Annotated in this window: 10 protein-coding genes; 5 read left to right on the top strand and 5 right to left on the bottom strand. The window is 70.4% G+C overall.

Annotation, left to right across the window (positions count from 1 at the left end):
* Nucleotides 1-123 precede the first annotated feature (123 nt).
* Nucleotides 124-960, bottom strand: a complete 837-nt coding sequence (locus tag ACOJSN_RS11810; protein ID WP_420112696.1) for a DUF1266 domain-containing protein — start codon at nt 958-960, stop codon at nt 124-126.
* 155 nt (nt 961-1,115) lie between these two features.
* Here ACOJSN_RS11810 and ACOJSN_RS11805 point away from each other — a divergent pair, with 155 nt between their 5' ends.
* Both ACOJSN_RS11805 and ACOJSN_RS11800 read left to right on the top strand, forming a co-directional pair.
* Nucleotides 1,116-2,807, top strand: coding sequence for an ABC-F family ATP-binding cassette domain-containing protein (locus ACOJSN_RS11805; RefSeq protein ID WP_420112695.1), 1,692 nt, complete (start codon nt 1,116-1,118; stop codon nt 2,805-2,807).
* Between the two features lie 33 nt (nt 2,808-2,840).
* A complete protein-coding gene (locus tag ACOJSN_RS11800) occupies nt 2,841-3,857 on the top strand; it encodes a LacI family DNA-binding transcriptional regulator (protein WP_420112694.1) in 1,017 nt (338 codons plus the stop codon).
* Between the two features lie 96 nt (nt 3,858-3,953).
* Here ACOJSN_RS11800 and ACOJSN_RS11795 read toward each other — a convergent pair whose 3' ends face one another.
* Entirely contained in the window at nt 3,954-4,244 is a 291-nt protein-coding gene (locus tag ACOJSN_RS11795; RefSeq protein ID WP_420112693.1) for a DUF4287 domain-containing protein, read from the bottom strand.
* 97 nt (nt 4,245-4,341) lie between these two features.
* Between ACOJSN_RS11795 and araB the strand changes: the two genes are divergently transcribed.
* From araB to araA, 3 genes are read left to right on the top strand one after another with little or no spacing between them, the layout of a single operon-like run.
* A complete protein-coding gene (gene araB, locus ACOJSN_RS11790) occupies nt 4,342-6,072 on the top strand; it encodes a ribulokinase (RefSeq protein WP_420112692.1) in 1,731 nt (576 codons plus the stop codon).
* The gene (locus ACOJSN_RS11785) at nt 6,072-6,830 is read left to right on the top strand and encodes an L-ribulose-5-phosphate 4-epimerase (protein ID WP_420112691.1); all 759 of its coding nucleotides are present in this window, start codon (nt 6,072-6,074) and stop codon (nt 6,828-6,830) included. The genes araB and ACOJSN_RS11785 overlap by 1 nt, the downstream gene beginning before the upstream one ends.
* On the top strand, nt 6,827-8,335 hold the full coding sequence (gene araA, locus ACOJSN_RS11780) for an L-arabinose isomerase (protein WP_420112690.1): 1,509 nt from the start codon (nt 6,827-6,829) through the stop codon (nt 8,333-8,335). Before ACOJSN_RS11785 ends, araA begins: the two co-directional genes overlap by 4 nt.
* A gap of 76 nt (nt 8,336-8,411) precedes the next feature.
* Here araA and ACOJSN_RS11775 read toward each other — a convergent pair whose 3' ends face one another.
* From ACOJSN_RS11775 to eccCb, 3 genes are all read right to left on the bottom strand, one after another.
* Nucleotides 8,412-9,518, bottom strand: a complete 1,107-nt coding sequence (locus ACOJSN_RS11775) for a DUF559 domain-containing protein (RefSeq protein WP_420112689.1) — start codon at nt 9,516-9,518, stop codon at nt 8,412-8,414.
* A complete protein-coding gene (locus ACOJSN_RS11770) occupies nt 9,482-10,030 on the bottom strand; it encodes a hypothetical protein (RefSeq protein ID WP_420112688.1) in 549 nt (182 codons plus the stop codon). The genes ACOJSN_RS11775 and ACOJSN_RS11770 overlap by 37 nt, the downstream gene beginning before the upstream one ends.
* A partial coding sequence (eccCb, locus tag ACOJSN_RS11765; RefSeq protein ID WP_420112687.1) for a type VII secretion protein EccCb occupies nt 10,027-12,189 on the bottom strand: 2,163 nt, incomplete at its 5' end. The genes eccCb and ACOJSN_RS11770, both read right to left, overlap by 4 nt.

The following is a 12,189-nucleotide window of genomic DNA, read 5'->3' as shown; positions in this document are numbered from 1 at the left end:
AGCCCCACCATCGAGGACACGGGGGCGCCGCGCCGCATCAGGACCAGTCGCGACCCGTGCTGCTGAGTGCTCCCCGACACGGAGTCACCGTACGACAGGGCCACGGTGCACACTGTCCACCGCTCAGCCTCCCAGCTGCTTGGCCCTGATCGGTGCCTCCCACGGCTCGGTGAGGGCCGCGCGACGAACCCGGGCCGGGTCGGCGGGCAGCATGCGTAGCTCGCTTCCCGCCACCGGGGTGGTCCAGGGCACCACTGTCCACGGGCCGTCGGGGCTCTGCAGCATGGTGCGGATGCCGTCGCACTCGATCTGCGCGAGGCGCGCGGCGTGGCGGGTCACCTCGTCGTGGGTGTGGCGGAAGGCGCGCTCGAGCTGGGAGCCTAGCGAAGACCAGTCGCCGTACCTGGCCTGCAGCGTGCCCGCCGCGAAACGGGCGGTGTCACGGGCGTCGGCCTCGGTCAGCACGCCGAGCCCGAGTCCGGCGCGGCACAGTTCGACCACCCGCACCAGATCCCACACGGCGAAGTCGATCGGCCCTTCGGCGTCGCCGTGCGGCCACGCTCGGTGCCCCTCGACGAGCAGCCGTACCAGCTCGGTCTCGAGGTCGTCGCGATCGTGCACGCCGTAGTAGCGCGCCAGCATCGGTTCCAGGGCCTGCGGGTGCGCGTACGCGAACCGATCCAACGGCTGACCGCTCGCGTGCGCCAACCAGGCCGAGGCGGCGAGCGCGAACGCGTCGGGCTCCGCGACCAGCGCCGCAGACGAGCGCGCGTACCGCGGGCGCAGGCTCCGCGCGGTCGCCCGCGCCGTCGCCACGGCAGCGCGCCGCTCGGACGAGGCAGCCGCCCACGCACCCAGGCGGCTGATTCCGAACCAGCCGCCGCCGACCACGACGACCACCAGCACGATCCCGAGCCAGCCAGGCAGGTCGCGCGTCAGATCGCTGAGGAAGTCATCCATAGTCCGGTATCTCCAGGGCGTCTCGCGTCTCGAGGCTGGGCCCGCGGCGGTGCTCGGAGAAAACCGTTGAGCGGCGCGGTGAGACCACCTATTGTGGCGCCCATGTGGATCTGACCTGCCCCGACCCTCGTTCGTCGACCCCAGGCAGGTCTCGCATGTCTACTCCGTCCACCACCCTCTCGCCCGTCCTCACGGCCGATGCCGTCTCCGTCGCCTTCGGCGGCCGGGCAGTACTCACCGACATCTCGCTCGCCGTCGCACCTGGCCATCGGGCCGGGCTCGTGGGCGAGAACGGCGTGGGCAAGTCCACGCTGCTGCGCGTGCTCGCAGGCACCCTCACCCCGGATGCCGGGACCGTGCAGCGTCCGCCCGACCTCGGTGTGCTCGACCAGGAGTTCGGCTACCCGGACTCGACGCCCGCGGCCTCGGTCATCGAGGACGCGCTCGCACATCTGCGACGCCTCGAGCATGACCTCGAGCAGGCAGCCGCAGCGCTCGCCGACGACCCCGGCGACCGCGCCACCCGCGCCTACGACCGCGCCCTCGCGGCCGCGCAGCACGCCGAGGTCTGGGATGCCGATGTCCGTGCCGCCCGCACCCTCGCCGGGCTCGGTCTCGAAGCCGTGCTCGACGGCGGTGCTCGCCTCGTGGGGGCGATGTCGGGCGGGCAGCGCACTCGCCTCGGGCTCGCCGCACTGCTGCTGCGCCGGCCGCGCGCGCTGCTGCTGGACGAGCCCACCAACCACCTCGACGATGACGCCGCCGACTTCCTCGCCACGGAGCTCGCCGGCCTCGACGGCGCCGTGCTCCTCGCCAGCCACGACCGCACGTTCCTCGAGCAGGTCGCGACCGAGATCGTCGACCTCGACCCGGGGGCGCGCCCCGAGCCGCCCCCGGCCGTCTACGGCGGCCGCTATTCGGACTACCTCGAGCAGCGCCGCGTCGACCGAACCCGCTGGGAGCAGCGCTACGAGCGCGAGCAGGTCGAGCTCAAGGAGCTGCGCCACGCCGTCGCGGTGACCGCGCGGGACGTCGCGCCCGGTCGGGGCCCACGTGACAACGACAAGTTCCTCTACGACTTCAAGGCCGGCCGCGTGGAGCAGGGCGTCTCGCGCCGCGTCCGCAACGCCATGCTGCGGCTGGAGACGCTCGAACGGGAGCAGGTTCGCAAGCCGCGCCCGCCGCTGCGGTTCGAGGCTCCCGCCGGATCAGTGCCCGACGGCGGTCTGCTGGCCTGGGCGCACCACGCGACCGTAGGAGGTCGCCTCGACATGGACGCCGGTGGCGTCCCACGCCTGGAGATCGCCGCGGGCGCGCGGCTGCTGATCACCGGTCCCAACGGCTCGGGCAAGTCCACGCTGCTGCACCTGCTTGCCGGGGACCTGCAGACCGACTCCGGCACCGTCAGCGCCGCCCGCAGCGTGCGGATCGGGCTCCTGGAGCAGGACCTCGACCTCGCCGACGAGGACCGCACCCCACGCGCCCTCCTCGCCGCGGCCGAAGGGCGGGAGATCCACCCGGGTGACCGATCCGCCGTCGAGAGCCACGGGCTCCTTGCCCCTCGCGACCTGGACCGGCCGGTCACGGAGCTCTCGGTCGGCACCCGACGACGAGTGGTGCTCGCGATGCTGGTGACCCAACGTCCCGACGTGCTGCTGCTCGACGAGCCCACCAACCACATCTCGCTCACCCTCGCCGACGAGCTGATGGCGGGCCTGCAGGACTGGCCGGGCGCCGTCGTCGTGGCCTCGCACGACCGGTGGCTGCGCGAGCACTGGACCGGCGACACGGTGACGCTGACGCCGAACGCGCAGCAATTGCCGCCCACCAGTGGGGGAACACGGTAGTCGGGGAGACCGGCGTCGCTAGTGTTCGTCTCGATGAGCAGTGAACCGAACGGCAACGGCCGCCGCCCCGGCATGACCGACGTGGCCCGGCTCGCCGGTGTGTCCCACCAGACGGTCTCGCGGGTGCTCAACGACCACGCCTCGGTGCGCCCGGCCACCCGTGAACGGGTGCTGGCGGCGATCGAGGAACTGGGGTACCGGCGCAACATGTCTGCGCGGGCGCTGGTGACGCGGCGCTCCGGCATGCTCGGGATCGTGGCGAGCGGGTCCTCACGGTCCGGTCCGGCAGGGACGCTCGGCGCGCTCGAGCAGGCGGCTCGCGCGGCGGGCTACTTCGTGACGGTCGCCATCGCGCCCGAGCCGGAGCCCGATCTGCACGGCGAGATCGCTGATGCGTTCGTGGAGCAGGGCGTCGAGGGTGTGGTGGTGATCGCACCGACCCCCGGGGTCGCCGAGGTCGCGCATGCGCTCAGCGCGCAGGTGCCGGTTCTCGTGGTGTCGGCCTGGGATCCGCCCGACGGCGTCCCCACCATCTCCGTGGATCAGCGGGCGGGTGCACGGCTGGCTGCCGAACACCTGCTGGCGCTCGGGCACACCGATCTCGTGCAGGTCTCTGGGCCCACCGACTGGTTCGACGCGGCGGCCCGCGTCGACGGGTGGCACACCGCGCTCGCGGATGCCGGCGTGGCCCCGCGGGAGGATCTCGTGGGGGACTGGAGCTCCGAGCGCGGGTACGCGCTGGGGCGCTCGCTGCTCGACAACCTGCCCACCGCCGTGTTCGCCGCCAACGACCTCACCGCTCTCGGCGTGCTGCGGGCGTTCGCCGAGGCCGGGGTCCGGGTGCCGGAGGACGTCTCCGTGATCGGGTTCGACGACCTCGAAGGGTCGGCCAACTTCTACCCGCCGCTGACCACGATCAAGCAGGACCTCCGGGCACTCGGTGCTGCCGCGCTGGGCGCGCTCGTGGAGGTGATCGCCGGCGGCACCGCGCTACCGAGGCGGCTCCCGCCGGCCCTGGTGGAGCGTTCGAGCACCGCGGCGCCACGCTGACGAGCATGAGCGGTGACACACCGCTCGAGCAGGGGGTTCTGTTCGGTATGCGCTCTGATACCGACCAGAACTCCCTGCTCCGCGAGGGGGCTGGGGCTAGGTGCTCGGGTTGGTCGCCTTGCCGTCCAACCAGAGTCGATTCGAGGCGTCGGCGGGCGTGCCGCCGGAGCCGACGTGCTTGTCCGAGATGACGTCGCCCTTGGTGATGACGTGGACCATCGCCATGCCGTGCCCGCGCCCGAGGTCGTAGTCCTCCTTGAGCCACGCCAGGATCGGGCCGGCCTTGGTGCTCTCGTCGAACCCGCGCTCGCGGGCGGCCGTGAGCAGCTCACGCGGGGTGAGGCCGGTCTTCGTCTCGACGGCGTCGAGGTAGGCCTGGAAGGACATGGGCAGCTCCGCATCTGTCAGGAAAGTCGATGCTATCGGTACGTCCATGGGCCGGATGTGCGTGCATATCGGACATGTGAACGCTAACATCGCACTCATGACTGTCAACGCCGACCGAGCGCTCGTTGTCGGCGTGGACTACGGCACCCTCTCGGGCAGGGCTGTCGTGGTGCGCGTCGCCGATGGAGCCGAGCTGGGCAGTGCGGTGCACGAGTACCGCCACGCCGTGATGGATCGCACCCTGACGGCGCACGCGGACGAGCCGCTGCCACCCGAGTGGGCACTGCAGGTGCCCGCCGACTACGTGGAGGTGCTCACGACCGCTGTGCCGGCCGCGCTCGAGGCCGCCGGCGTGGACCCGGCTGACGTGGTGGGCATCGGCACGGACTTCACCGCCTGCACGATGGTCCCGACCACCGCGGATGGCACGCCGCTGTGCGAGCTGCCGGAGTTCGCCGACCGGCCACATGCGTACGTGAAGCTGTGGAAGCACCATGCCGCGCAGGGGCAGGCCGATCGCATCAACGAGCTCGCGCGCTCGCGAGGGGAGTCGTGGCTGCCCCGTTACGGCGGCCTGATCTCGAGCGAGTGGCAGTTCGCCAAGGGCCTGCAGCTGCTCGAGGAGGACCGCGAGGTCTACGACGCCACCGCACAATGGGTCGAGGCCGCAGACTGGATCGTCTGGCAGCTGAGCGGCAGCTACGTCCGCAACGCCTGCACGCTCGGCTACAAGGGCATCTATCAGGACGGCTCCTATCCGAGCCCTGACTTCCTGAGCGCGCTGAACCCCGACTTCGCGGGGTTCGTGAAGGACAAGCTCGACGGCGCACCGATCGGCGATCTCGGATCTGCGGCCGGGCGGCTCACGGCTCAGGCCGCCGCGTGGACGGGACTGCCCGAGGGCATCGCGGTGGCGGTCGGGAACGTGGACGCGCACGTCACCGCACCCGCGGCCAACGCGGCCGAGAACGGGCAGATGACGCTGATCATGGGCACCTCCACGTGCCACGTCATCAGCAGCGACACCCTTGCCGAGGTGCCCGGTATGTGCGGTGTGGTCGATGGCGGCATCGTGGCCGGCAGCTTCGGCTACGAGGCGGGCCAGTCCGGCGTGGGTGACATCTTCGCGTGGTTCGTCTCGACCGGCGTGCCCGGTGCTTACAGCGAGGCCGCAGCCGCCGCCGGTCAGAGCCTGCACGAATACCTCACCGAGCTGGCCGCCGCACAGCAGGTGGGGGCGCACGGGCTGATTGCGCTCGACTGGGAGTCCGGCAACCGCTCGGTCCTCGTGGACCACGAGCTGTCCGGCCTGATCCTCGGCCAGACCCTGGCCACCCGACCCGAGGACATCTACCGGGCGCTGCTGGAGTCCACCGCCTTCGGTACCCGGGTGATCGTCGAGGCGTTCGTCGACTCCGGGGTGCCGGTGACAGAGCTGGTGGTGGCCGGCGGGCTGCTCAAGAACCGGTTCCTCATGCAGATGTACTCCGACGTGACGCGGCTGCCGCTCTCGACGATCGTCTCCGAGCAGGGCCCGGCCCTGGGCTCCGCGATCCACGCCGCCGTGGCCGCCGGGTACTACGACGACGTCCGCGCGGGCGCCGGCGCGATGGGCGGCAAGGTGGAGGCCGCCTACACACCGAACCCCGAGGCCGCCGACGCCTACGACAGACTCTTCGCCGAGTACACCCAGCTGTACGACTACTTCGGCCGGGGCGGCAACGACGTCATGCACCGCCTCAAGGCGATCCGCCGCGAGGTGCACGCGGGAGCGACGGCGAGCACCGCCGTCGCCCCCTTGCTCGAGCCCACCGAGGAGATCGCCTGATGTCCACCATCGTCCTTGCCGACCTGCCCGCCGAGCTACAGGCTTCGGTGCAGGCGACCCGGGAGCGGGTCGCGGCGCTGCACGCGGAGCTGCCGCGGTACGAGCTTGTGGTGTGGACCGCCGGTAACGTCAGCGAGCGGGTGCCGGGCGCGGGTGGCGGGCTGCCCGAGCTGTTCGTCATCAAGCCTTCCGGCGTCTCCTATGACGACCTCACGCCCGAGTCGATGGTGGTCTGCACGCTCGACGGCAACAAGATCGACGACGGCACACCCGACGAGCTGAAGCCCAGCTCCGACACCGCCGCGCACGCCTACGTGTACGCGCACATGCCGGAGGTCGGCGGCGTGGTGCACACCCACTCGACCTACGCCACGGCATGGGCGGCCCGGCACGAGCCGATCCCGTGCGTGCTGACGATGATGGCCGACGAGTACGGCGGCGAGATCCCCGTCGGGCCGTTCGCAGTCATCGGGGACGACTCGATCGGCCGCGGCATCGTGGAGACGTTGAAGGATTCCCGCAGCCGCGCCGTGCTCATGGCCAACCACGGACCCTTCACGATCGGCAAGGACGCGAAGGATGCCGTGAAGGCCGCCGTCATGTGCGAGGAGGTCGCCCGCACCGTGCACATCGCCCGGCAGCTCGGCGACCCGGTGCCGATCGCCCAGCATCACATCGACTCACTCTTCGACCGCTATCAGAACGTCTATGGACAAGGCGGCTCCGCCGTCGAGAACAAGCAGGAGACCGCGCAGTGAACAACCCCTTTGAGACCCGCCAGATCTGGTTCCTCACCGGCAGCCAGGACCTCTACGGCGAGGAGACGCTCGCGCAGGTGGCCGAGCAGTCGCAGCACGTGGCGGCCCACCTGCAGGCGAGTGATGACATCCCGGTCGAGATCGTGTGGAAGCCGGTCCTGAAGGATGCGGCGTCGATCCGGCGGCTGGCCCTCGAGGCCAACGCGGACGACTCCTGCATCGGTGTCATCACCTGGATGCACACCTTCAGCCCGGCGAAGATGTGGATCACCGGACTGGACGCGCTGGCCACACCGCTGCTGCACCTGCACACGCAGGCGAACGTCGAGCTGCCGTGGGCGGACATCGACATGGACTTCATGAACCTCAACCAGGCCGCGCACGGCGACCGCGAGTTCGGCTACATCGCCGCGCGGATGTCGGTGCCGCGCAAGATCGTGGTGGGGCACGCGAGCCACACAGGCGTGCAGCAGCAGGTCGGCCGCTGGGCACGGGCCGCAGCCGGTTGGGCCGCGCTACGCGGTGCCACGCTGGCGCGATTCGGTGACAACATGCGCTACGTGGCGGTCACCGAAGGTGACAAGACCGAGGCGGAGGTCCGCTTCGGCATCGCCGTCAACACGTGGGGTGTCAACGAGCTGGTGGAGCGCGTGGACGCCGCGCCGGCCGAGCAGATCGACGCGCTGGTCGCCGAGTACGAGCAGCTCTACGACGTGGTGCCTGAGCTGAAGGCGGGCGGTGAACGGCATGAGTCGCTGCGGTACGCCGCTGCTCAGGAGCTCGGGATGCGCTCGTTCCTCGAGGAGGTCGGAGCCACGGCCTTCACCACGACCTTCGAGGATCTGGGCGGGCTGCGCCAGCTTCCTGGACTGGCCGTGCAGCGGCTGATGGCCGATGGTTACGGCTTCGGCGCCGAGGGCGACTGGAAGACCGCCGTGCTCGTTCGCGCGGCCAAGGTGATGGGCCACGGGCTACCCGGCGGCGCCTCGCTGATGGAGGACTACACCTACGAGATGACGCCCGGCAAGGAGAAGATCCTCGGCGCGCACATGCTCGAGATCTGCCCCACCCAGACCACCGGCACGCCGCGCGTGGAGATCCACCCGCTCGGCATCGGTGACCGCGAGGACCCAGTCCGGCTCGTCTTCGACACCGACCCTGGCGAGGGCATCGTCGTCGCGATGTCCGACCTGCGTGAGCGATTCCGGCTCACCGCCAACCTCGTGGACATCGTGCCGCCCGACGCCGAGCTGCCGAACCTCCCGGTCGCCCGCGCCGTGTGGGAGCCGCGGCCTGACTTCACCACCTCGGCAACGGCCTGGCTCACCGCCGGCGGCGCTCACCACACGGTCCTTTCCACCGCGATCGGCCGCGAGGTCTGGGAGGACTTCGCCGACATCGCCGAGGTGGAGCTTGCCGTCATCGACGAGCAGACCACGGTGCGCGGTTTCGCGCAGCAGCTCCGCTGGAACGCCGCCTACCACCGCCTCGCCCAGGGCCTCTAGCTTTCAACGCTCTTCCGGCACCGGGAGGCTTTCAACGCTGTTTCGGCACCGGGAGGCTTTCAACGCTGTTTCGGCGTCACGCAGCGATACGAGCCGCGGCCTCCTGGATCGCGGTGCGGATCCTGCGCCGGAGTTCGCCCGGACGCTCGTACATCTGCGCCCAGGTCACGTGCTCGACACGGTAACCCAGGCTCGTGAGCAACTCGTCTCGGGCGGCATCGGCCACTGCTGTGGACTCGTTGTGAGCGATCGCGCCGTCGAACTCCAGGATCAGCCGCAGGCTCCTGAACAACACATCGACACGGGCAACGATGCGGCCTCGGCACCAGATCTTCTGATCGGCTTCCCACCCGGTGATGTTGTCGTCGCGGAGGAATCCATGGAACTTGACCTCGCCCATACTCAGCGCGCCGTCTCGAACGGCGTCGAGCATCGCGCGCAGCCGCACCACTCCGTGCAGGTAGTTGCGTTCGTCAAGTTGGGCGGCGATGTCTTCTTCGGTCAGTTCGTCTCTGGTCCAATGCCAGGCCAGGAGGCCCCACGCCTCGGGTTCGGGAAGCCGGCCGAGGCAGTCAGCAAACGTGGTGCGCCGATCAGTCAGCAGCAGCGGGCCACGCCGCTCAACCTCGGTCGGGCGGACGCTCCAGCTGTGCGGAACCAACCCCCGGTTCGGTCGCCGTCCGTTGGGCATGAGCATGTGGGTCAGCCCGTCGTCGTCGAGCTTGAACCCATGGAACTCCCCAGCAGATCGGAAGCAGATGATCCCTTCCGGCCACGTCAGCCGTGCGGCCATCGCGCGCCGTGCCGGTGTGATCTCGTTGCCAGCGGCGGTCATGCCCATACCGCAGACCCGGACGACCTCCTCGTTGGCTCGCAGTCGTGCCACGTCACGTCGTGACAGATTGAGTTGTGAGGCCATGGCCGGTGTGAATACGCCGCAGGTGTCGGCGAACGTGCGATTCAGTATCAAGGTGTCCATGTGCGGTACCGCACCAGGTCCGTGTGGCTGCCCGCTCGCGCCGCCGACCCCTGCTGTGGATACCGGTGCATCAGCCAGCAGCTGTGGATAACTGCCGAAACAGCAGTCAAACCGTCCCTGTGCCGAAAGAGCGTTGAAAGTGTCGCTGTGCCGGAAGAGCGTTGAAATCAGGGGGAGAGGAGGGCGGTGGCGCGGCGTTGCCATGCCACCGCGCCGGCGCGGGCGCGGGAGCCGAGCTGGCCGACCGGCGGGATCGGGCCAGGGGAGGCGAGGCCCCGGTCGTGGGGGATCCGCACCAGTAACGGCGACGGGATCGATGTCGCAGGCACGGCGCGGGCGCGCCCGTTGACCTGGCTGAGCACGACCGCGACCGAGCCCAATGCGTCTTCACCCAGCTCGGCGACCGTACTGAGCACGCGCGCAGCATCGGCCACACCGAGTGGGGTGGCCGGAGCTGCCACGGCCAGCGCGCAGCCGCCCGCCTCGAGCAGTGCTGCAGCGCTCTCCGGACTGTGCTGGCCGGCGTCCCAGATGGCGAGGTCGCCGTTGAGGGCAGGGACCTCGTCGGAGCCCACGCGATCGATCAGGCGAGCGCTCGGGCGGGCGTAGAGCATCGGACCCCCGAGCGGATGCTGCCGCATGCCCGTGAACGCGAGCGCGGCGACCGTGGTGCCCCCCACGCCGCCGGCCGTCCCGACCACTGCCAGGGTCTTCACGCCTTTGCCCCCGCCATCGCGGCAGGCGCCGACACCGGCTCGGTGTTGGCGACCTGGATGATGTGTGGCCGCTCGCCACGGCGCAGGAACCGGCCGCGTCCGGGCGGGAACCGCTCCGGGTAGACCCGGGGCGCCACCTGGCCCTCGCTGCGCTCACCGGACATCACCAGCAGCGATCCGCCGGTATCGCGCAGCACCTGGAGGAACATCTCGTACATCGCACGTCCCGAGCCGGCGACCGGGCGCGTGAGCACCAGATGCAGGTCGAGGTCGCGCGCGTTGGGCAGGTGTGGCAGCAGTGGGCCGAGCGGGTCGGTGCCACCGGCGCCCACGATGTCGTAGTCGTCGATCAGCAGCACGATCCGCGGCGACCGTGCCCGTGTCTCCGGGTCGAGCGAGGGGCGCTTCTCGAGCTCGCTCGCGATCGTGGTGCAGAGTCCGCGCGCCTGCGAGGCGTTCCGGGCGTGCGCGGCCAGGTAGTCGTCGCTGATGACGTCGGGTACACGGCCGCGCGGGTCGATGACCGCGATCGCCAGCTCCTCGTGGGTGAAGCGATCCATGAGCCCGTTGGCGATCGTGCGGAGCAGCGTGGACTTGCCGCACTTGGCGTCTCCGAACACCAACAGGTGCTGGTCCTCGCCGGCGAAGTCCCACACCGCCGTCTCCATGCTGTCCTGGCGCAGCCCGATCGGAACCACGTCGGGCTCCTCGAACGCGGACGGCAGGTCGTCGGGCGACAGCGAGTGCGGGAGCAGCCGGATCGGTGCCGCAGCCGGCCCGCTCCAGGACTCCGCGGTGCGCTTGGCGAGCTCCTCGAGCTCCTCGCTCACCTCGTCGTCGGAGACCACATCGAGCACCGGCAGCGCGACCTGGGCGATCTTCTTGTCATCCAGCAGCACACGCCCGGGGCGGTCGGCGCTCAGCAGCGCCGCCAGCTTGCGGTCGATGTTGGACTCGCTCGGTTCGTTCAGCCGCAGCTCGATGCGTGTGCCGAACAGCGCCTGGTGCGCCATCCGCAGCTCGCTCCACCGCGTCATCCCGAGCACCAGGTGGATCCCGAAGCTGGATGCCCGCAGCATGATGTCGATGAAGTGCTGCTCGAGGTCTTCGAAATCCTGTCGCAGCGCGCCGAAGCCGTCGACCAGCACCACCAGGTCGGCAGCCGGCAGCTCGGGCACACGCCCTGCTGCGTGCATGGACCGCAGCTGCGCCGTGGAGTCGATGCCCCGGTCGCGGAACACCGCCTCTCGCATCGCCATCATCCCGGAGAGCTCCTCGAGCAGCCGCCGCAGCCGGTCCGGGTTGGACCGGGTGGCCACGCCGCCCACGTGGGGGAACCCCTCGATGCGCTGCAGGCCACCGGTCGAGAGGTCCATGCCGTAGATGGCCACCTCACGCGGGGTGTAGCTGAGAGCCAGCGATGCGGCCACGGTGCGCAGCAGGGTCGAGCGGCCGGTCTGCGGCGCGCCGATGATCGCTGCGTGCCCACCGGCGCGGGTGAGGTCGAGCAGCCACGGGTCCTGCGCCTGGTGCTCGGGGTCGTCGACCAGCCCCATCGCGAACGTCAGCGGTGTGTCACGCGCGGTGGCACGGTCGATCACCGCACCGAGTGCCAGCCGCTCCGGCAGCGGCGGCAGCCACACGGGCCGCACGGCGCGGTCATCGTCGCGGGTCCGCTCCACCGCCGCCTCCACCACCGTCAGCGAGGTGTCGGGCTTGGTCAAGGGTGACAGGGCGGGGCCCTGGTCGTCCCGGTCACGCTTGATGCCGTTGTACAGCGGCAGCAGCATCGGCTGCGGGGCGATGTCCTCGTCGTCCCGCACGGTCCGGTTGCGCACCACCGGTCCCGACACATAGCCGGCGCGGAACCGTGTGTACACGCTCGTGTCGACCTTGAGGTAGCCGTATCCAGGCAGCGCAGGCAGGTGGAACGCGTCGGGCGTGTCCAGCACCACCTGCGACTCCGACTCCGAGAACGTGCGCAGCCCCAGCCGGTAGGACAGGTAGGTGTCGAGACCGCGGAGCTTGCCGCCCTCGATGCGCTGGCTGGACAGCAGCAGGTGCACCCCGATCGAACGCCCGATGCGCCCGATCTGCAGGAACAGGTCGATGAAGTCGGGCTCGGCGGTGAGCAGCTCACCGAACTCGTCGATGACCAC

Source organism: Pseudactinotalea sp. (assembly GCF_048594945.1).
In the GTDB taxonomy this organism is placed as follows: Bacteria; Actinomycetota; Actinomycetes; order Actinomycetales; family Beutenbergiaceae; genus Pseudactinotalea.
This window is presented reverse-complemented; position numbering and strand designations above follow the sequence as displayed.